The 17,610-nt window shown below is 70.8% G+C and carries 19 protein-coding genes and 4 tRNA genes; 17 read left to right on the top strand and 6 right to left on the bottom strand.

The features are described 5' to 3' along the window. Window positions 1-6 precede the first annotated feature (6 nt). The 4 genes from IG84_RS0102705 (at window position 7) to IG84_RS0102720 (ending at window position 4,666) form a co-directional block, all read left to right on the top strand. Window positions 7-1,671: a complex I subunit 4 family protein gene (locus IG84_RS0102705; protein ID WP_031050887.1), complete on the top strand. Its 1,665-nt coding sequence runs from the start codon at window positions 7-9 to the stop codon at window positions 1,669-1,671. Continuing rightward, window positions 1,671-3,254 carry an NADH-quinone oxidoreductase subunit N gene (locus tag IG84_RS0102710; protein WP_051861314.1) on the top strand — a complete coding sequence of 528 codons (1,584 nt, stop codon included), beginning with the start codon at window positions 1,671-1,673 and terminating at the stop codon, window positions 3,252-3,254. Before IG84_RS0102705 ends, IG84_RS0102710 begins: the two co-directional genes overlap by 1 nt. 159 nt (window positions 3,255-3,413) lie before the next feature. After that, on the top strand, window positions 3,414-4,277 hold the full coding sequence (gene htpX / locus IG84_RS0102715; RefSeq protein ID WP_031050893.1) for a zinc metalloprotease HtpX: 864 nt from the start codon (window positions 3,414-3,416) through the stop codon (window positions 4,275-4,277). Continuing rightward, window positions 4,274-4,666, top strand: a complete 393-nt coding sequence (locus tag IG84_RS0102720; RefSeq protein ID WP_031050896.1) for a YccF domain-containing protein — start codon at window positions 4,274-4,276, stop codon at window positions 4,664-4,666. The genes htpX and IG84_RS0102720 overlap by 4 nt, the downstream gene beginning before the upstream one ends. A 112-nt stretch (window positions 4,667-4,778) precedes the next feature. Here IG84_RS0102720 and IG84_RS0102725 read toward each other — a convergent pair whose 3' ends face one another. After that, entirely contained in the window at window positions 4,779-5,267 is a 489-nt protein-coding gene (locus IG84_RS0102725; protein ID WP_030620005.1) for a YajQ family cyclic di-GMP-binding protein, read from the bottom strand. 199 nt (window positions 5,268-5,466) lie between these two features. Between IG84_RS0102725 and IG84_RS0102730 the strand changes: the two genes are divergently transcribed. Then, window positions 5,467-5,548 (top strand) — tRNA-Tyr (locus IG84_RS0102730). Window positions 5,549-5,615: 67 nt separating this feature from the next. On the opposite strand, the gene IG84_RS0102735 is transcribed toward IG84_RS0102730, so the two are convergent. Together IG84_RS0102735 and IG84_RS0102740 are read right to left on the bottom strand one after the other, a co-directional pair. Then, a complete protein-coding gene (locus IG84_RS0102735; RefSeq protein WP_031050899.1) occupies window positions 5,616-6,278 on the bottom strand; it encodes an NAD(P)H-binding protein in 663 nt (220 codons plus the stop codon). 192 nt (window positions 6,279-6,470) lie between these two features. Beyond that, on the bottom strand, window positions 6,471-7,730 hold the full coding sequence (locus IG84_RS0102740; RefSeq protein WP_031050900.1) for an amidohydrolase family protein: 1,260 nt from the start codon (window positions 7,728-7,730) through the stop codon (window positions 6,471-6,473). A gap of 173 nt (window positions 7,731-7,903) precedes the next feature. Here IG84_RS0102740 and IG84_RS0102745 point away from each other — a divergent pair. From IG84_RS0102745 to IG84_RS0102770, 6 genes are all read left to right on the top strand, one after another. Further along, window positions 7,904-7,976 (top strand) — tRNA-Thr (locus IG84_RS0102745). Between the two features lie 46 nt (window positions 7,977-8,022). After that, a tRNA-Met gene (locus IG84_RS0102750) sits at window positions 8,023-8,095 on the top strand. 88 nt (window positions 8,096-8,183) lie between these two features. Next, window positions 8,184-8,348, top strand: coding sequence for a 50S ribosomal protein L33 (gene rpmG / locus IG84_RS0102755; protein ID WP_006604855.1), 165 nt, complete (start codon window positions 8,184-8,186; stop codon window positions 8,346-8,348). Between the two features lie 106 nt (window positions 8,349-8,454). After that, entirely contained in the window at window positions 8,455-8,910 is a 456-nt protein-coding gene (locus IG84_RS0102760; RefSeq protein WP_031050905.1) for a MaoC family dehydratase N-terminal domain-containing protein, read from the top strand. Window positions 8,911-8,915: 5 nt separating this feature from the next. After that, complete coding sequence (locus IG84_RS0102765) at window positions 8,916-9,350, top strand: MaoC family dehydratase (protein WP_030262731.1); 435 nt, start codon at window positions 8,916-8,918, stop codon at window positions 9,348-9,350. A gap of 63 nt (window positions 9,351-9,413) precedes the next feature. After that, a complete protein-coding gene (locus tag IG84_RS0102770; RefSeq protein WP_031050909.1) occupies window positions 9,414-10,469 on the top strand; it encodes a UDP-N-acetylmuramate dehydrogenase in 1,056 nt (351 codons plus the stop codon). A 59-nt stretch (window positions 10,470-10,528) separates the two neighbouring features. On the opposite strand, the gene IG84_RS0102775 is transcribed toward IG84_RS0102770, so the two are convergent. Continuing rightward, on the bottom strand, window positions 10,529-11,161 hold the full coding sequence (locus IG84_RS0102775) for an NAD(P)-dependent oxidoreductase (protein ID WP_031050912.1): 633 nt from the start codon (window positions 11,159-11,161) through the stop codon (window positions 10,529-10,531). 61 nt (window positions 11,162-11,222) lie between these two features. Between IG84_RS0102775 and IG84_RS0102780 the strand changes: the two genes are divergently transcribed. After that, on the top strand, window positions 11,223-11,819 hold the full coding sequence (locus IG84_RS0102780; protein WP_031050915.1) for a TetR/AcrR family transcriptional regulator: 597 nt from the start codon (window positions 11,223-11,225) through the stop codon (window positions 11,817-11,819). A gap of 43 nt (window positions 11,820-11,862) precedes the next feature. Here the strand turns inward: IG84_RS0102780 and IG84_RS0102785 are convergent, their stop codons facing one another. Beyond that, window positions 11,863-12,882 (bottom strand): adenosine deaminase, encoded by a 1,020-nt coding sequence (locus tag IG84_RS0102785; RefSeq protein WP_031050918.1) that lies wholly within the window; start codon window positions 12,880-12,882, stop codon window positions 11,863-11,865. Between the two features lie 156 nt (window positions 12,883-13,038). Further along, window positions 13,039-14,274 (bottom strand): pyridoxal phosphate-dependent aminotransferase, encoded by a 1,236-nt coding sequence (locus IG84_RS0102790; protein ID WP_031050920.1) that lies wholly within the window; start codon window positions 14,272-14,274, stop codon window positions 13,039-13,041. A 183-nt stretch (window positions 14,275-14,457) separates the two neighbouring features. Here IG84_RS0102790 and IG84_RS0102795 point away from each other — a divergent pair. The 5 genes from IG84_RS0102795 (at window position 14,458) to rplA (ending at window position 17,361) form a co-directional block, all read left to right on the top strand. Next, window positions 14,458-14,530, top strand: a tRNA-Trp gene (locus tag IG84_RS0102795). Between the two features lie 111 nt (window positions 14,531-14,641). After that, the gene (gene secE / locus IG84_RS0102800; RefSeq protein ID WP_030262752.1) at window positions 14,642-14,935 is read left to right on the top strand and encodes a preprotein translocase subunit SecE; all 294 of its coding nucleotides are present in this window, start codon (window positions 14,642-14,644) and stop codon (window positions 14,933-14,935) included. 73 nt (window positions 14,936-15,008) lie between these two features. Next, window positions 15,009-15,869, top strand: coding sequence for a transcription termination/antitermination protein NusG (nusG, locus tag IG84_RS0102805; RefSeq protein ID WP_031050922.1), 861 nt, complete (start codon window positions 15,009-15,011; stop codon window positions 15,867-15,869). Between the two features lie 228 nt (window positions 15,870-16,097). Beyond that, a complete protein-coding gene (gene rplK, locus IG84_RS0102810; protein ID WP_030262765.1) occupies window positions 16,098-16,532 on the top strand; it encodes a 50S ribosomal protein L11 in 435 nt (144 codons plus the stop codon). 106 nt (window positions 16,533-16,638) lie between these two features. Then, entirely contained in the window at window positions 16,639-17,361 is a 723-nt protein-coding gene (gene rplA, locus IG84_RS0102815) for a 50S ribosomal protein L1 (RefSeq protein ID WP_031050924.1), read from the top strand. Window positions 17,362-17,610: the final 249 nt, after the last annotated feature.

A 17,610-nucleotide genomic window follows, 5' to 3' on the forward strand; every position in this document is an offset into this window, starting at 1 on the left:
ACCGTCATGCAGATCCTCCTCGCGGGCGTCGTCGTCCTCCCGCTGATCGGAGCCCTCGCGGCGCTGCTCCCGGCGCCGCCCGGTCTGAAGGGCCGCAACCCGGACCAGGCCGTGCTCCGCCACGGCGTGACCGTCACCGGCGTCGTCCTGGCCGCGTCCATCGCGCTCGCGGCCGGCTTCGACCACGGCGCCCCCGCCCGGATGCAGGCTCAGACCGATATCGGCTGGATCTCGGCGCTCGGCATCCGTATCCACCTCGGCATCGACGGCATCTCGCTCCCCCTCGTCGTCCTGACCGCGCTGCTGACGTTCCTCTGCGCGCTCTACAGCTACTTCAAAATGCCGGCGGGCCCGTCCCCCAAGGCATTCGTCGCGCTGATCCTCGTGCTCGAGTCCGGCACCCTCGCCACCTTCGCCGTCCTCGACCTGATGCTCTTCTTCCTCGCCTTCGAGATGGTCCTCATCCCGATGTACTTCCTGATCAACCGCTGGGGCGGCGAGAACAGGCAGTACGCCGCTTGGAAGTTCATCCTCTACACGCTGCTCGGATCCGTCGTGATGCTGCTGGGCCTCCTCCTCATCGGCCTGAAGTCCGGCACTTTCGACATGGTGGCACTCGCCACTGACAACGGCCCGAAATCCCAGCTCAGCCACACGGTTCAGCTCGTGGCGGTGCTCGCGATCGGCATCGGCCTGGCGGTCAAGGCGCCGATGTGGCCGCTGCACAGCTGGCTGCCCGACGCCCACACCGCGGCCCCCACCGTCGGCTCGGTCCTGCTCGCCGGCGTCCTGCTGAAGATGGGCACGTACGGGTTCGTCCGCATCGCGCTGCCCATCGCGCCGGACGGCATGCACACCTTCGCGCCGTACCTCGCCGCCTTCGCCGCGGTCGGGATCGTCTACGGCTCGCTCGCCTGCCTCGCGCTCGCCCGCCGCGGCGCCAAGGGCGACCTCAAGCGCCTGATCGCGTACAGCTCGGTCGGCCACATGGGCTTCGTGCTGCTCGGCATCGCGTCCATGACGCCCACCGGCATCAACGGCGCGCTCTTCGCCAACATCGCCCACGGCCTCATCACCGGCCTCCTCTTCTTCCTGGTCGGCGCGCTCAAGGACCGCTACGGAACCACCGACCTGGACCGGCTCGCCGGCCGGACCGGCGCCGCGCTCTACGGACGCGCGCCCCGCTTCGGCGGCCTGCTCGCCTTCGCCGCGATCGCCTCGCTCGGCCTGCCCGGCCTGGCCGGCTTCTGGGGCGAGATGCTCGCGATGTTCGGTGCCTTCAAGCCCGCCGACGGCCTCAGCCGCCCCGCCTTCCTGACCTTCATGGCGCTGGCGGGCCTCGGCACCCTGCTGACCGCCGCGTACCTCCTCGTCGTCGTCCGCCGGGTCTGCATGGGGAGCAAGGAGACCGCCGAGCAGGACGCGCTGGCCGCCACCGCCCACGAGGGCGCGACCGCCGGGGTCACCCCCGGTCCGGCCGGCGCGACCACCGCCGCCACGGCCCCCACCGCGGTCAAGGAGAAGGCCCCCGCCATCCCCGACATCGCCCCCTACGAGTACGTGGCCTGGACCCCGCTGGCCGCCCTCACCGTCCTCGCCGGTCTCTGGCCCGCGGCCCTGCTGGGCCTCACCGACCCGGCCGTGCAGAACCTCCTCGGAGGCGGTAGCTGATGTTGACTGTCCTCGCAGCGAGCGCCGGGAGCGCAGCGGCCGGCGGGACCGCCACGCCTGCGGCGGGCGGCGTGACGAGCCTCGTCCAGTCCGTGGACTGGCTCGCCATCGCCCCGCCCACCCTCGCCGCCGTCTTCGCCCTGATCGTCCTCGTCGCCGATCTCTTCCTCTCGGAGCGCCGCAAGCCGCTCCTCGGGTGGCTCAGCGTCGTGGGCCTCGTCCTGGCCGGTCTGTCGCTGCTGCCGCTCCTGAAGGGCGACCGCACCACCTTCTGCCTCACCGCGCACCCCGAGGTGTGCAGCTACGAGGCCGACCACTTCGCGATCGTCGTCCAACTGCTGGTCCTCGGTGGCGCGCTGCTCACCGCCCTGCTCTCGGTCAACCCGGTCAAGGACGAGAAGCTGCCCGGCGGGGAGTTCTGGTTCCTGCTGCTGTCCTCGGCGGCCGGTGCCGCCCTGCTGCCGGCCTCCCGGGACCTCGCCACGCTGGTCATCGCCCTCGAAGTGGCCTCGCTGCCCGCGTTCGCCCTCGTGGGCATCAGGCGTGGCGACCGGCTCTCCTCCGAAGCGGCGCTGAAGTTCTTCCTCTCCTCGGTCACCGCGACCGCCGTCATGCTGCTCGGCGTCAGCTTCGTGTACGCCGCCACCGGCAGCCTGCACCTCGCCCAGGTGGCCGAGGCCCTCACCCACCCGGACCCGCAACTGGACGTGCTGGCCAAGGCGGGTGTCGCGCTCACCCTCGTGGGCTTCGCCTTCAAGACGGCCGCCGCGCCGTTCCACTTCTGGGTGCCCGACACGTATGTGGGCGCGCCGCTCCCGGTGGCCGCGTACCTCTCCGTGGTCGGCAAGGCCGTCGGCTTCTCCGGCCTGATCGTCGTCACTGTGAAGGCGTTCCCCTCGTACAGCGAGGTCTGGGGTCCGGTCCTCGCCGTACTGGCCGCGCTCACCATGACGGTCGGCAACGTCGCCGCGCTGCGCCAGCGCCCCGACCGTGCGCACAGTGCCGTACGCCTGCTGGCCTGGTCCTCCGTAGGCCAGGCCGGGTATCTCCTGGTGCCGATCGCGTCCGCCGCGTACTCCGATGACGCCGCACACGCCATCGGGTCGACGGTGGCGTACGCCCTCATGTACGCGGCGGTGAACCTCGGGGCCTTCGCGGTCGCCGCCCTCGTGGCCCGCACGCACCCGGGGAACCGCATCGCCGACTATCGGGGCCTCTACGCCGCGCACCCCGTATACGCGCTCGCCCTCGGCTTCTTCCTGCTGTGCCTGGCCGGCCTGCCGCCGGGCATCATCGGGCTGTTCGCCAAGGTCACGGTCTTCTCCGCGGCCGTGGACGCGGGCCTGGCCTGGCTGGCCGTCGTGATGGCCGTCAACGTCGTGATCGCGCTCTACTACTACCTGCAGTGGACGGCGGTCCTCTTCCGCGCGCCGGAGGGCGCCCCCGAGGGCGAGGCCCGGCCCGCCCGGCCGCGCATCCCGGCCCCGCTCGCCACCGCCGTCGGCCTCACCGCGCTCGTCGGCATCGCGCTCTCCGGCGCCCCGCAGCTCGTGCTGCGCTTCGCCTCGGGCGCGCTGCTCTAGTAGCCCCCGACAGCCACACCCGAACGGACGAATGCCCCCCTCCAGGGGCCGAGGGAACCACGCTCCGCCGTCTGGCGTTGACCAGAAACGGAGGGTCCACTGAAAAGTGGACACGTAATCGCAATGGGTTCCCCTGCCGCACGACCTGGAGGGCGTACCGTGCACCGCCGGCACAACGGGCTCAGGACCGCAGTACTCCTCGGGGGGCTGTCCGCGCTCATCATCGTCATCGGCAGCCTGTTCGGCCGTACGGGCCTGATCGTCGCGGTCCTCGTCGCACTGGGCACCAACGCTTACGCGTACTGGAACAGCGACAAGCTCGCCCTGCGCGCCATGCGGGCGCGCCCCGTCAGCGAGTTCCAGGCGCCCGAGCTCTACCGCATGGTCCGCGAGCTCTCCACGGCAGCGCGCCAGCCCATGCCCCGCCTGTACATCTCGCCGACCCAGGCCCCGAACGCCTTCGCCACCGGCCGCAATCCGCGCAACGCCGCGGTGTGCTGCACCGAGGGCATCCTCCAGCTTCTGGACGAGCGCGAGCTGCGCGGCGTGATCGGGCACGAGCTCAGCCATGTCTACAACCGCGACATCCTGATCTCCTCCGTCGCGGGCGCGCTCGCCTCCGTGGTGATGTTCCTGGTGAACTTCGCCTGGCTGATCCCCATCGGCAGATCGGACGACGACGAGGGGCCCGGGCTGTTCGGCATGCTGCTGATCATGATCCTCGGGCCGGTCGCCGCGTCCCTCATCCAGCTCGCCGTCAGCCGCTCCCGGGAGTACGAGGCGGACGCCTCCGGCGCCCGGCTCACGGGTGACCCGCTGGCCCTCGCCTCGGCCCTGCGGAAGCTGGAGTACGGCACGCAGCAGGCCCCGCTGCCGCCGGAGCCGCGCCTGGAGACGGCGAGCCACATGATGATCGCGAATCCGTTCCGGGCCGGTGAGGGCCTCTCCAAGCTCTTCTCGACCCACCCGCCGATGCGCGAGCGCATCAGCCGCCTGGAGGAACTGGCAGGGTACAAACCGTGAAAACCATCCTGAACATCATCTGGCTCGTGCTGTCCGGCTTCTGGCTGTTCCTCGGCTACGCCCTGGCCGGCGTGATCATGTGCATCCTGATCGTCACGATCCCGTGGGGCATAGCGTCCTTCAGGATCGGTGTGTACGCCCTCTGGCCGTTCGGCTACACCGCGGCCGAGCGGCAGGACGCGGGCGCCGCGTCCTGCCTGGGCAACGGCATCTGGCTGTTGCTCGCGGGCTGGTGGCTGGCGCTCGGGCACATCGTCACGGGGATCGCCCTGTGCGTCACGATCATCGGCATCCCCTTCGGTATCGCGAACTTCAAGCTGATCCCGGTGTCGCTGCTCCCGCTGGGCCGCGAGATCGTCCGTACGGACCAGCCGTTCGCGGCGCGCTGAAATGTCTCGGCCGGCAGCCGGACGCCGGCCCGGCCGTAGGTACGCCGACGGGGCGGCGCGCCGTGTGCGTGCCGCCCCGTCCGGTGTGTCCGTCGCCCCGTAGGCGCAGCGCCTACCGGTAGTTCACGAACTGGAGGGCGAAGTCCAGGTCCTTGCCCTTCAGGAGCTGCTGGACGGCCTGCAGGTCGTCCCGGCTCTTGGAGGAGACGCGCAGTTCGTCGCCCTGCACCTGCGCCTTGACGCCCTTGGGGCCCTCATCGCGGATGATCTTGGCGACCTTCTTCGCGTTCTCCTGGGAGATGCCCTCCTGGAGCGAGGCGAAGATCTTGTACTCCTTGCCGGAGGGCTGCGGCTCGCCGGCGTCCAGCGCCTTGAGCGAGATCCCGCGCTTGACCAGCTTGGACTGGAAGATGTCGAGGACGGCCTTCACGCGCTCCTCGGCGTTGGCGCGCATCTCGATCTTCTCGCCGGACCAGGCGATCGAGGCGTCGACGCCCTTGAAGTCGTACCGCTGCGAGATCTCCTTGGCGGCCTGGTTGAGGGCGTTGTCGACCTCCTGCCGCTCGACCTTCGAGACGATGTCGAAACTGGAGTCGGCCATGTTGAGTTGGCTCCTCGTGCGTAGATCGTCAGGGACGCGGCCCGTCCCGGACCGCCCCGCAAGCCTAGCCACCCGGGCAGCGGCCCCGGCCATGATCGGGTCGCGCGGAACCGAGTGGCGGACCACCCCCTGCCATCGGGTATGGTTTACGTCGTTGCCACGGAGCACCGCCCAGGCGGGGTTCCCGGCAGCAATCCCAGGCGGTGTGCCCGAGCGGCCAAAGGGAGCAGACTGTAAATCTGCCGGCTCAGCCTTCCCAGGTTCGAATCCTGGCGCCGCCACAGGAGAGCGAAAGGCCCCCACGGAAGTGGGGGCCTTTGCGTGTGTGCTGTGCGGTTGTCCGCGCGCTCAGCTGCTTGCCGCGTCGCGTACCGCGTCCTCGACCGGTACGTCGCCGCCGATCAGCTCCAGCGTCCGGCCGGCCGTCTTCGGCTCGTCCAGCAGGGCCACCAGTACCGCCGCCACGTCGTCCCGGGTGACGTCGCCCCGCCCGGTCGACTCCTCCAGCCGCACCCGCTCCGTGCCCGCGTCGTCCGTCAGCCGCCCCGGACGCAGGATCGTCCAGTCCAGGCCCGCCCTGGCCCGTACGTCCGCGTCCGCCGCGCCCTTGGCGCGCAGATAGGCGGCGAACACCGGGTCCGTGCCCTCCGGCGGTTCGCGGTCCGCTCCCATGGCGGAGATCACCAGGAACCGCCGTACGCCCGCGGCCTCGGCGGCGTCGGCGAAGAGCGTGGCGGCGCCCCGGTCGACGGTCTCCTTGCGTTCGGCGCCGCTGCCGGGGCCCGCGCCCGCGGCGAAGACCGCGGCGTCCGCGCCCTCCAGATGCCGCGCGACCTCCTCGACCGTGGCCGACTCCAGGTCGCACACGACCGGTTCGGCGCCGGCGGCCAGGAGATCCCCGGCCTGCTCGGGCCGCCGGACGATGCCGGCGACCTCGTCCCCGCGCGCGTGGAGCAGCCGCTCCAGCCGCAGCGCGATCTGACCATGTCCTCCTGCGATGACAATGCGCATGATCCCGACCGTACGCCCGCGCGCCGCGGGCCGGGCGCCGAAGCCCCGCACACGCCGCCGGGTGGGGGCGTTCCACGCCATCCGGCGCACAGCGCGCACCGGAAGCGCGGCCGAAAAGCCCGTGCCCGGAGCGCTCCTGGGGGGCGTCCGAAAAGCCCGCGTCCGGGGCGCTGAGCACGCACCCGCGTGCCCTCAGCGCTGCGACTGCCGCGGCAGCTCCAGCGCCACCGTCGCCTCCGAGTCGCAGTACTCGCGGACCGCGCTCGTACGGGCCACCACCCGCCCCCGGTGGACCACGATCCGGCTGTACGCCAGGGACAGCGCGGCCGCGATGCCGTCGCCGCGCACGGCCAGCAGCTCGGCCGGGAAGCCCGCCTCCACGCGGACCTCCGGGAGGCCCAGCGTCTCCCGTGCCGCCGCGCTCACCGCGTCGTACGCGCCCTCCGGGCTCGCCTCGCCGCGCGCCGCCAGCAGGTAGGCGGCCTCCAGCGGATCGCCCCGGCCGACCGGATTCGCCGCGTCCCGGAGCGCGCCGCTGCCCGCCGTGACCCGCACCCCGGCCGCCCGCAGCAGCCGCACCGGCGCCGGGCCCGTCACCTGCGAGGACGGCCGTTCCAGGCCCGCACAGTCGCCCTGCGGCAGGCAGACGACCGTCACCCCGGCCGCCGCCAATTGCTCCGCGGCGCGCGCGGCGACCCGCCACGGCATCCGGGCCAGCCCCGCGCACGGCCCGATGGCCACGCCGGGCCGCAGCCCACCGGCCATCGCCGCCAGCCGGCCCAGCCGGGCCGGATCGTCCCCGTCGGTGTGCAGATCGACCGCGCAGCCGAACTCGGCGGCCAGCTCCAGGACCGTTTCCGCGTAGCCCGCCGGGTCGGGGTCCAGGTCGGGGCAGCCGCCGAGCACCGTGGCGCCCATCTTCACGGCGTCCCGCAGCATCGCCTGCCCGTCCGCGCCCGCCGCGCCGGTCAGCAGCCGCGGCACGGCCACCGCGGTGAGGTCGGCGAGCCCGTGCAGGGTCCGCCGGGCCTGCAGTACGGCCCCCAGGGAGCGCAGCCCGGAGACGTCCCCGATCCGTACGTGCGTCCGCAGCGCCGTCGCGCCGTGCCCGAGGTGCAGCAGCGCCGACTCCGTAGTGCGGCGCTGCACGTCGTCCGGGTCGTCGGAGGCGGGACCGCCGCAGTCGGCGGTCAGCGCCGTGTCGCAGTGCGCGTGCGGTTCGGCGGGGGCCGGCAGCAGCAGATAACCGTGCAGGTCGATGCGGGGTCCTTGGGTGTCGAGGCTGCCGGTCGTGCCGACCGCCTCGATGCGCCCGCCACCGAGCCGTACGTCCACCGTCCGGCCGTCGGCCAGCCGGGCGCCGCACAGCACCAGGGAGCCCGCGTCGGGCCGCTCGGACCGGCCGGCCCCGTGGGGCTTCCCCGGCATCGGCTGCTGACTGCTGTCGGCCATCGCGCTCCTAGGGGGTGCAAGATCACGCAGCGTGGTCCGAGCCTAGGGCGCGGTACGGGCGCCTTCGAGCAGGCGCGGAATAGTCGTACCGGTGTGGTGTACGTGGCAGTTGTGGCGACGGGCCGATACGGATTTCACGTTTGGCTGTCGGCCGTGTAATGTCTTCATCGCTCGCCCCAATAGCTCAGTCGGCAGAGCGTCTCCATGGTAAGGAGAAGGTCTACGGTTCGATTCCGTATTGGGGCTCTGGTGTGTGAGGTACCCGCCTTCGGGTGGGTCCCGCTCGCATCACAGCGGTGTAGCTCAGTCGGTAGAGCAAGCGGCTCATAATCGCTGTGTCACCGGTTCAAGTCCGGTCACCGCTACATACAGTAGCCGATTGTGGGGTCGGTCCTCCGATCGGCTACTATTCATGCGTTAATCCGTCCAACTTGTTCGTCAAGGAGCACTCACGTGGCTGCCACCGACGTCCGCCCGAAGATCACGCTGGCCTGCGTGGAGTGCAAGGAGCGGAACTACATCACCAAGAAGAACCGGCGTAATGACCCGGACCGTCTTGAGATGAAGAAGCACTGCCCCCGTTGCAACTCGCACACCGCGCACCGCGAGACGCGATAACAACAAAGGCACTGCTCAGATAAGCAGTTACTACGAGGCCGCCCCCACATTCGGGGGCGGCCTCGTAGCGTTGGAGCCCGCGTGACACCCCTGGAGGTTGCGAGCCATGGCGCTCGACCAGTCCTTTGTCGGACGGACCTACCCGCCCACCGAGCCCTATGAAGTGGGCCGCGAGAAGATCCGGGAATTCGCCGAGGCGATCGGTGACGCGAACCCGGCGTACACCGACACCGAAGCCGCCAAGGCGCTCGGTCACCCCGATGTGATCGCCCCGCCGACCTTTGTCTTCGCGATCACCTTCAAGGCCGCGGGCCAGGTGGTCCAGGACCCGCAGCTCGGGCTGGACTACAGCCGGGTGGTGCACGGCGACCAGAAGTTCGCCTACAGCCGTCCGGTGCGCGCCGGCGACCGGCTGACCGTGACCTCCACCATCGAGTCGATCAAGTCCCTCGCGGGCAACGACGTCCTCGACATCCGGGGCGAGGTGCACGACGAGGCCGGTGAGCACGTGGTGACCGCGATCACCAAGCTGGTGGCCCGCGCGGCCGACGAGGAGGCTTGAGAGCGATGACGGCGAAGATCTCTTACGACGACGTCGAGGTCGGCACGGAGCTGCCCGCACAGTCGTTCCCGGTGACACGCGCCACTCTTGTCCAGTACGCGGGCGCCTCCGGCGACTTCAACCCGATCCACTGGAACGAGAAGTTCGCCAAGGAGGTGGGCCTCCCGGACGTCATCGCGCACGGCATGTTCACGATGGCCGAGGCGGCCCGTGTGGTGACGGACTGGGCAGGCGACCCGGCGGCGGTGGCCGAGTACGGCGTGCGCTTCACCAAGCCGGTGGTCGTGCCCAACGACGACCAGGGCGCGGTGATCGAGGTGTCGGGGAAGGTCGCGGCGAAGCTGGATGACGACGCGCGGACGGTGCGGGTCGACCTGACGGCCGTGAGTGCGGGGCAGAAGGTGCTGGGGATGTCGCGGGCCGTGGTCCGGCTCGCCTGAGGCGCCCGTTACGCAAGGGGCCGCTCCCGGCCGGTGCCGGGGGCGGCCCCGTACTCTGGGGGCGTGCAGGAACTTCACGACGCCCCCCTCGCCCCCCTGACCACCTTTCGGCTCGGCGGGAACGCCGCGCGGCTCGTCACGGCCACGACCGACGACGAGGTGATCGCCGCCGTCCGCGCGGCCGACGCGAGCGGCACCCCGCTGCTGATCATCGGCGGCGGCTCCAACCTCGTCATCGGCGACAAGGGCTTCGAGGGCACCGCGCTGCGCATCGCGACCCGCGGCTTCGACCTGGACGGCACGGCGCTGACCCTGGCCGCCGGTGAGAACTGGTCCGAGGCCGTGGCCCGTACGGTCGAGGCGGGCCTCGCGGGCGTCGAGTGCCTGGCCGGCATCCCCGGTTCGGCGGGCGCCACGCCGATCCAGAACGTGGGCGCGTACGGCCAGGAAGTGTCGGCCACCATCACCGAAGTGATCGCTTTCGATCGCCAGGCGGACGAGACGGTGACGCTGACGAACGCCGAGTGCGACTTCTCGTACCGGCACAGCCGCTTCAAGGAGCACCCCGACCGGTACGTCGTGCTGCGCGTGCGCTTCGCCCTGGAGGACGCGGACGGGCTGTCCGCACCCATCAAGTACCCCGAGACGGCCCGCGTGCTCGGCGTCGAGGCCGGGGACCGGGTGCCCGCCGCGACCGCCCGCGAGACGGTGCTCAAGCTGCGCGCCGGCAAGGGCATGGTGCTGGACCCGGAGGACCACGACACCTGGTCGGCGGGGTCCTTCTTCACCAATCCGATCCTCACGGCGGAGGAGTACCGGGAGTTCGTCGACCGGGTGCACGAGCGGCTCGGCGCCGATGTCATGCCGCCCGCGTTCCCCACAGGGGACGGGCGTACGAAGACGTCGGCTGCCTGGGTGATCGACAAGGCCGGCTTCACCAAGGGGTACGGCGAAGGCCCGGCCCGCATCTCCACCAAGCACACGCTCGCGCTCACCAACCGGGGCGCGGCGACGACGGAGGACCTGCTCGCGCTGGCCCGTGAGGTGCGCGACGGGGTGCGCGCGGCCTTCGGGGTGACGCTGGTGAACGAGCCGGTGATGGTGGGTGTCGGCCTCTGAGGGCCGCGACGTGGCCCTTGTAGGCGGCCGCCGCGCGCTTCAGTAGGCCCGCGCGCGCCCTAGTAGGCCACGCCCACGCCCTGCTTCACCGTTGCCGGGTCGCCGGCCATCGCCAGCATCGCGTGGGCCACGTCGGCGCGCGAGATCGTGCGGCCGCTGCGCGGAGTGCCGCCGACGACCGTGCGGTACGTGCCGGTCATGGGCCCGTCGGTCAGCTTCGGCGGGCGGACGGCGGTCCAGTCCGTCGCGGAGCGGGCCAACTCGGCCTCCATGGTGGTGAGGTCGGTGTAGATGTCCTTCAGGAGCGTGCCGATCACCGCCCGTACGGCGCGGTCGAGAGCCGGCTCGCCTCCGGGCACGGGGCCGACCGGCGCGGCGCTCACCACCAGGAGCCGCCGCACGTCCGCCGCCTCCAGGGCACGCAGCACAGGAACGGTCACCCGGGTGGCGGTCCCCGCGTCCTTACGGGAGCGCGCGCCCAGCCCGGAGAAGACCACGTCCCGCCCCGCCACCGCGGGGCGCAGCGCCTCGGGGTCCGCGAGGTCCGCGCGGAACACCTCCAGGCCCGTCCCCGAGACCGTCAGCCGCGCCGGGTCGCGGACCACGGCCGTCACCTCGTGGCCCGCCGCCAGCCCTTGCCTGACGATCTCCTGACCGATGCCGCCGGTCGCCCCGAAGACCGTGAGCTTCAGCGTCATGATGTCCGCACCTCCTGGGGTGGGTAAGTACTCACTCACCCCTTAGAGTGAGTGAATGCCCACCCCGAAGTCAACGCCCGCCAGGATCCTCGACGCCGCCCACGAACTGCTGCGTACGACCGGACTCGCGCGCACCACCACCAAGGAGATCGCGCGCGCCGCCGGCTGCTCCGAGGCGGCGCTCTACAAGCACTTCGCGAACAAGGAAGAGATCTTCGTGCGGGTCCTGAAGGAGCGGCTGCCCGGCGTCGGCCCGCTCCTGGAGGAGCTCACCGCCGACCCGGGGGAGCGCACCGTCGAGGAGTGCCTGACCGCCGTCGCCCGCCGGGCCATGGACCTCTATGCGCAGACGCTGCCGATCGCCGGCTCGCTCTTCGCCGAGCCCGCGCTGCTGCGGCGGCACCGGGAGGGCCTGGCAGAGCTGGGCACGGGACCGCACGAACCGCGCGACCAGCTCGCCCGCTATCTGCGCCGGGAGCGCGACCGCGGCCGCATCCGCCCGGACGCCGACCCCGAAGCAGCCGCCGCGCTGCTGCTCGGCGCCTGCTTCCAGCGCGCCTTCTTCACCGCCTTCGCGGAGGGCACGGGGACGGAACCCACGGGCGACTTCGCGGCGGAGGCGGCCCGGACGGTCCTCACAGGCATCGGCTGAGGCGCTACGGGGGCCTGCGGGCCTTACAGGGGCGCGCGGCGCCTCAGTCGGCCAGCCACGCGTCGATGTCCGCCAGCATGCGCCGCTGCTCCTCCAGGGGCGCGCGCGAGCCGCGTACCGACTGCCGGGCCAGCTCGGCCAGTTCGGCGTCCGAGAAGCCGTGGTGCTCGCGGGCGATCTCGTACTGCGCGGCCAGCCGCGCCCCGAAGAGCAGCGGGTCGTCGGCCCCAAGGGCCATCGGCACCCCGGCGTCGAACAGCGCCCGTAGAGGCACGTCCTCGGGCTTCTCGTACACGCCCAGCGCCACGTTCGAGGCCGGACAGACCTCGCAGGTCACCCCGGAGTCCGCGAGCCGCTTCACCAGGTACGGGTCCTCCGCCGCCCGTACACCGTGCCCGACCCGGCCCGCGTGCAGGTCGTCCAGGCAGTCCCGGACGCTGGCGGGGCCCGACAGCTCGCCGCCGTGCGGCGCGGCCAGCAGCCCGCCGTCCCGGGCGATCGCGAAAGCCCGGTCGAAGTCGCGTGCGAAACCGCGCCGTTCGTCGTTGGAGAGGCCGAAACCGACCACCCCGTGGTCGGCGTAGCGCACCGCGAGCCGGGCCAGCGTGCGGGCGTCCAGGGGGTGTTTCATGCGGTTCGCGGCGACCACGACGCGCATCCCGAGACCGGTCTCGCGGGAGGCGGTCGCCACCGCGTCGAGAATGACCTCCAGCGCCGGGATCAGCCCGCCCAGCCGGGGCGCGTACGAGGTGGGGTCCACCTGGATCTCCAGCCAGCGGGAGCCGTCCCTGACGTCCTCCTCGGCCGTCTCGCGCACCAGCCGCTGGATGTCCTCGGGCGATCTCAGGCAGGACCGCGCGATGTCGTACAGCCGCTGGAATCTGAACCAGCCCCGCTCGTCGGTCGCCCGGAGCCTCGGCGGCTCGCCGCTGCTGAGCGCCTCCGGCAGGTGGACGCCGTACTTGTCGGCGAGCTCCAGCAGGGTCGAGGACCGCATGGACCCCGTGAAGTGCAGATGGAGATGGGCCTTGGGCAGCAGACGGAGATCTCGGACACGCACCATTCCAGGATCTTGCCGCACGCAACCGCCGATCCGGTAGGCCCAGCCTCGAACGAAGGATTGTGTGAACATGCGAACGGCGGATCCCGGACAACTTCCGGGACCCGCCGTTTCAGCCGCCCCAAGTGTGGCGCCTGTACCTCCGGAAATCCGGAGGTGTTACTTCGCTTCCGCCAGCAGTCGCTGGATGCGCGACACGCCCTCGACGAGGTCCTCGTCGCCCAGCGCGTACGAAAGGCGCAGGTAGCCCGGGGTGCCGAACGCCTCGCCCGGGACGACCGCGACCTCGGCCTCCTCCAGGATGACCTCGGCCAGCTCGACGCTGGTCTCCGGCCGCCTGCCGCGGATCTCCTTGCCGAGCAGGCCCTTGACCGAGGGGTACGCGTAGAACGCGCCCTCGGGCTCGGGGCAGACGACGCCCTCGATCTCGTTGAGCATCTCGACGATCTTCCGGCGGCGGCGGTCGAAGGCGACCTTCATCTCGTCGACGGCCTTCAGGTCGCCGGAGACGGCCGCGATGGCGGCGGCCTGGGAGACGTTGGCGACGTTCGACGTGGCGTGCGACTGGAGGTTCGCCGCTGCCTTGATCACGTCCTTCGGGCCGATCACCCAGCCCACCCGCCAGCCCGTCATCGCGTACGTCTTGGCCACGCCGTTGACGACGATGCACTTGTCGCGCAGCTCGGGCACCACGACCGGCAGCGAGGAGAACTCCGCGTCGCCGTAGACCAGGTGCTCGTAGATCTCGTCCGTCATGACCCACAGGCCGTGCTCGGCGGCCCAGCGGCCGACCGCCTCGACCTGCTCGCGGCTGTAGACCGCGCCGGTCGGGTTGGACGGCGAGACGAAGAGCACCACCTTGGTGTTCTCCGTACGGGCCGCCTCCAGCTGCTCCACGCTCACCCGGTAGCCGGTGGTCTCGTCGGCCACGACCGGGACCGGGACGCCGCCCGCGAGCTGGATCGACTCGGGGTAGGTGGTCCAGTACGGGGCCGGGACGATGACCTCGTCACCCGGGTCGAGGATCGCCGCGAACGCCTCGTAGATGGCCTGCTTGCCGCCGTTGGTCACCAGGATGTTGGCGGCCTCGACCTCGTAGCCGGAGTCGCGCAGCGTCTTCTCGGCGATCGCGGCCTTGAGCTCGGGCAGGCCGCCGGCCGGGGTGTACCGGTGGAACTTGGGGTTGCGGCAAGCCTCGACGGCGGCCTCGACGATGTAGTCGGGCGTCGGGAAGTCGGGCTCACCGGCGCCGAAGCCGATCACCGGGCGCCCGGCGGCCTTGAGGGCCTTCGCCTTGGCGTCCACGGCCAGCGTGGCGGACTCCGAGATCGCGCCGACGCGGGCCGACACACGACGCTCGGTAGGGGACTGTGCGGGTGGAGTAGCAGCACTCATACCTGCATCGTCGCAGACCGGCCGGGCGCCCGGCACGGCGGTTTGTCCCGGCGGGCCCGGGGGTTTCCGTTCGACGCCCGGCCGCCGAGCACGTACACTCGACCACCGTTGGCTCCCCGACGGGTCGTCGGCGGCCGCGCACACAGTGCACCGGTCGCATGCTGTAGGTTGGGGAAACCACAAAGGGTCGTAGCTCAATTGGTAGAGCACTGGTCTCCAAAACCAGCGGTTGGGGGTTCAAGTCCCTCCGGCCCTGCTACACGCACTTGATTCACCAGGGTGCGTGCACGCGTACGTAAGGCAATGCACCGCCGTGCGGGCTCTACCGGGCGCGGCACGGCCACGACCCGGATTCAGGTGAGGACGAGTGACGGACGCCCTGGGCTCCATCGACATGCCTGAGCGTGGCCGTTCCGATGACGACGCGACCGAGTCCAAGAAGCCCCGCCGTGGCGGAAAGCGCGGCAAGAAGGGCCCCCTCGCGCGGCTCGCACTGTTCTACCGCCAGATCATCGCGGAACTCCGCAAGGTCGTCTGGCCGACGCGGAATCAGCTTTCGACGTACACCACCGTGGTGATCGTCTTCGTAGTCATCGTCATCGGTCTCGTAACCGTGATTGACTTGGGAATCAAGGAAGTCGTCGATTACGTCTTCGCCTGATCCCGCGATGGGCGCCTGAAGCGGGCGCCCGTTCGCATGTTCAACCCCTTGAAGCCAGGAAGAAGCAGCCACAGTGTCTGACCCGAACCTGAACGAGCCCGCCGAGCCCGTCGCGGCGGCAGCGGCCGACGTCGACGCGGCGGCTACGGCCGAGGTCGAGGGCGACGACACCCCGCAGGAGATCGTCGAGGGCGCCGACGCCATCGACGAGCTCGACGCGGAGGACGCTGCCGCCGGCGAGCCCGCCGAGGAAGCCGCGGTGCGTACCGAGTCCGCCGAGGAGGCCGAAGAGGCCGCCGAGGAGGACGCGGAGCCCGTCGACCCGATCGCGGCGCTGCGCGAGGAGCTGCGCGGCCTGCCCGGCGAGTGGTACGTCATCCACACCTACGCGGGCTACGAGAAGCGCGTGAAGGCCAACCTGGAGCAGCGCGCCGTCTCGCTCAACGTCGAGGACTTCATCTACCAGGCCGAGGTGCCCGAGGAAGAGATCGTCCAGATCAAGAACGGCGAGCGGAAGAACGTCCGTCAGAACAAGCTCCCGGGCTACGTGCTCGTGCGCATGGACCTGACGAACGAGTCCTGGGGCGTCGTCCGCAACACCCCGGGCGTCACCGGCTTCGTGGGCAACGCCTACGACCCGTACCCGCTCACGCTGGACGAGATCGTCAAGATGCTCGCCCCGGAGGCCGAGGAGAAGGCCGCCAAGGAGGCCGCCGAGGCCGAGGGCAAGCCGGCGCCGTCGCGTAAGGTCGAGGTCCAGGTGCTGGACTTCGAGGTGGGCGACTCGGTCACCGTCACCGACGGCCCGTTCGCCACGCTGCAGGCCACGATCAACGAGATCAACGCCGACTCGAAGAAGGTCAAGGGCCTCGTCGAGATCTTCGGCCGCGAGACCCCGGTCGAGCTGAGCTTCGACCAGATCCAGAAGAACTGACGGTTCTCCTGGAACAGCCGCTTCCGAGCAGGTCAGGCAGGTCCTCACGGGCCGCCTGACCTGCTCGGTTTTTGGCCGCACCTCTATACCCGTTATCGTTGTGCGGTATGCCTGCATCCGGATGACCGGATGGCATGGCGAAACACCTCTCACAGCCGCGTGAGCCGAAGGGGACGCCGGATCTGGTCCCCCGGGGGCGAGCGCGGAATACCAGGACCCGGAGAGAGCATGCCTCCCAAGAAGAAGAAGGTCACGGGGCTCATCAAGCTCCAGATCCAGGCCGGTGCCGCGAACCCGGCTCCGCCGGTCGGCCCCGCGCTGGGTCAGCACGGCGTCAACATCATGGAGTTCTGCAAGGCCTACAACGCCGCGACCGAGTCGCAGCGCGGTTGGGTCATCCCGGTGGAGATCACGGTCTACGAGGACCGTTCCTTCACCTTCATCACGAAGACCCCGCCGGCCTCCAAGATGATCCTGAAGGCCGCGGGCGTGGAGAAGGGCTCCGGCGAGCCGCACAAGACCAAGGTCGCCAAGATCACGGCCGACCAGGTCCGCGAGATCGCCACCACCAAGATGCCCGACCTGAACGCCAACGACCTGGACGCCGCGTCGAAGATCATCGCCGGCACCGCCCGTTCCATGGGCATCACGGTCGAGGGCTGATCGAGCCTCGTAAGGCCAACGTGGCAGGGCCAGGCGCTGGCCCGGACCACGACTCCACCTGCCAGGCGGCACGAGCCGCATGGCGTAACTGCATTCAGGAGCAGCAGTGAAGCGCAGCAAGACTCTTCGCAACGCGGACGCGAAGATCGACCGGGAGCGTCTGTACGCCCCGCTCGAGGCCGTCCGTCTCGCCAAGGACACCTCCTCGGCCAAGTTCGACGCGACCGTCGAGGTTGCCATGCGTCTGGGCGTCGACCCGCGCAAGGCCGACCAGATGGTCCGTGGCACCGTGAACCTCCCGCACGGCACCGGTAAGACCGCCCGGGTCCTGGTCTTCGCGACCGGCGACCGTGCTGCGGCCGCGGAAGCCGCCGGCGCCGACATCGTCGGCGCGGACGAGCTGATCGACGAGGTCTCCAAGGGCCGCCTGGACTTCGACGCCGTCGTCGCCACCCCGGACCTCATGGGCAAGGTCGGCCGCCTCGGCCGCGTGCTCGGTCCCCGTGGTCTGATGCCGAACCCGAAGACCGGCACCGTCACCCCGGATGTCGCCAAGGCTGTCACCGACATCAAGGGCGGCAAGATCGAGTTCCGCGTGGACAAGCACGCGAACCTCCACTTCATCATCGGCAAGGTGTCCTTCGACGACACCAAGCTGGTGGAGAACTACGCCGCGGCGCTCGAGGAGATCAACCGCCTCAAGCCGTCCGCCGCCAAGGGCCGGTACATCAAGAAGGCCACCATCACCACCACGATGGGCCCCGGCGTTCCGCTGGACGCCAACCGCACCCGCAACCTCCTCGTCGAGGAGGACCCGGCCGCGGTCTGAGCCTGACGGCTCGCGCGTACGCGTGAGGCCGGGCCCCGCACCGAACTTCGGTGCGGGGCCCGGCCTCTTTGTGTCGCCCTGTACGGCCCTGAAGGGGCCATTCCGGCTCTCCGGGGCCGGCGCCCGGCCGGAGCAGCGGCGCGCGGCCGTACGGCCGTCCTGCGGCGATTTGCCTGCGCGCTCCTGGTTCGCGTACCGTAACGGAGAAGCCAAAGACCGCTGGTTGTCTCTGTGCGCCCGTCCGGGTGT

It is taken from the genome of Streptomyces ochraceiscleroticus (genome assembly GCF_000720485.1).
In the GTDB taxonomy this organism is placed as follows: Bacteria; Actinomycetota; Actinomycetes; order Streptomycetales; family Streptomycetaceae; genus Streptomyces; species Streptomyces ochraceiscleroticus.

What these genes read in the sequence shown, in the direction of transcription:
- IG84_RS0102705 (WP_031050887.1), top strand. Translation starts at nt 7, where the DNA reads ATGCAGATCCTCCTCGCGGGCGTCGTCGTCCTCCCGCTGATCGGAGCC.
- IG84_RS0102710 (WP_051861314.1), top strand. Translation starts at nt 1,671, where the DNA reads ATGTTGACTGTCCTCGCAGCGAGCGCCGGGAGCGCAGCGGCCGGCGGG.
- IG84_RS0102725 (WP_030620005.1), bottom strand. Translation starts at nt 5,267, where the DNA reads ATGGCCGACTCCAGTTTCGACATCGTCTCGAAGGTCGAGCGGCAGGAG.
- IG84_RS0102735 (WP_031050899.1), bottom strand. Translation starts at nt 6,278, where the DNA reads ATGCGCATTGTCATCGCAGGAGGACATGGTCAGATCGCGCTGCGGCTG.
- IG84_RS0102740 (WP_031050900.1), bottom strand. Translation starts at nt 7,730, where the DNA reads ATGGCCGACAGCAGTCAGCAGCCGATGCCGGGGAAGCCCCACGGGGCC.
- IG84_RS0102760 (WP_031050905.1), top strand. Translation starts at nt 8,455, where the DNA reads ATGGCGCTCGACCAGTCCTTTGTCGGACGGACCTACCCGCCCACCGAG.
- IG84_RS0102765 (WP_030262731.1), top strand. Translation starts at nt 8,916, where the DNA reads ATGACGGCGAAGATCTCTTACGACGACGTCGAGGTCGGCACGGAGCTG.
- IG84_RS0102780 (WP_031050915.1), top strand. Translation starts at nt 11,223, where the DNA reads ATGCCCACCCCGAAGTCAACGCCCGCCAGGATCCTCGACGCCGCCCAC.
- IG84_RS0102785 (WP_031050918.1), bottom strand. Translation starts at nt 12,882, where the DNA reads ATGGTGCGTGTCCGAGATCTCCGTCTGCTGCCCAAGGCCCATCTCCAT.
- IG84_RS0102790 (WP_031050920.1), bottom strand. Translation starts at nt 14,274, where the DNA reads ATGAGTGCTGCTACTCCACCCGCACAGTCCCCTACCGAGCGTCGTGTG.
- rplK (WP_030262765.1), top strand. Translation starts at nt 16,098, where the DNA reads ATGCCTCCCAAGAAGAAGAAGGTCACGGGGCTCATCAAGCTCCAGATC.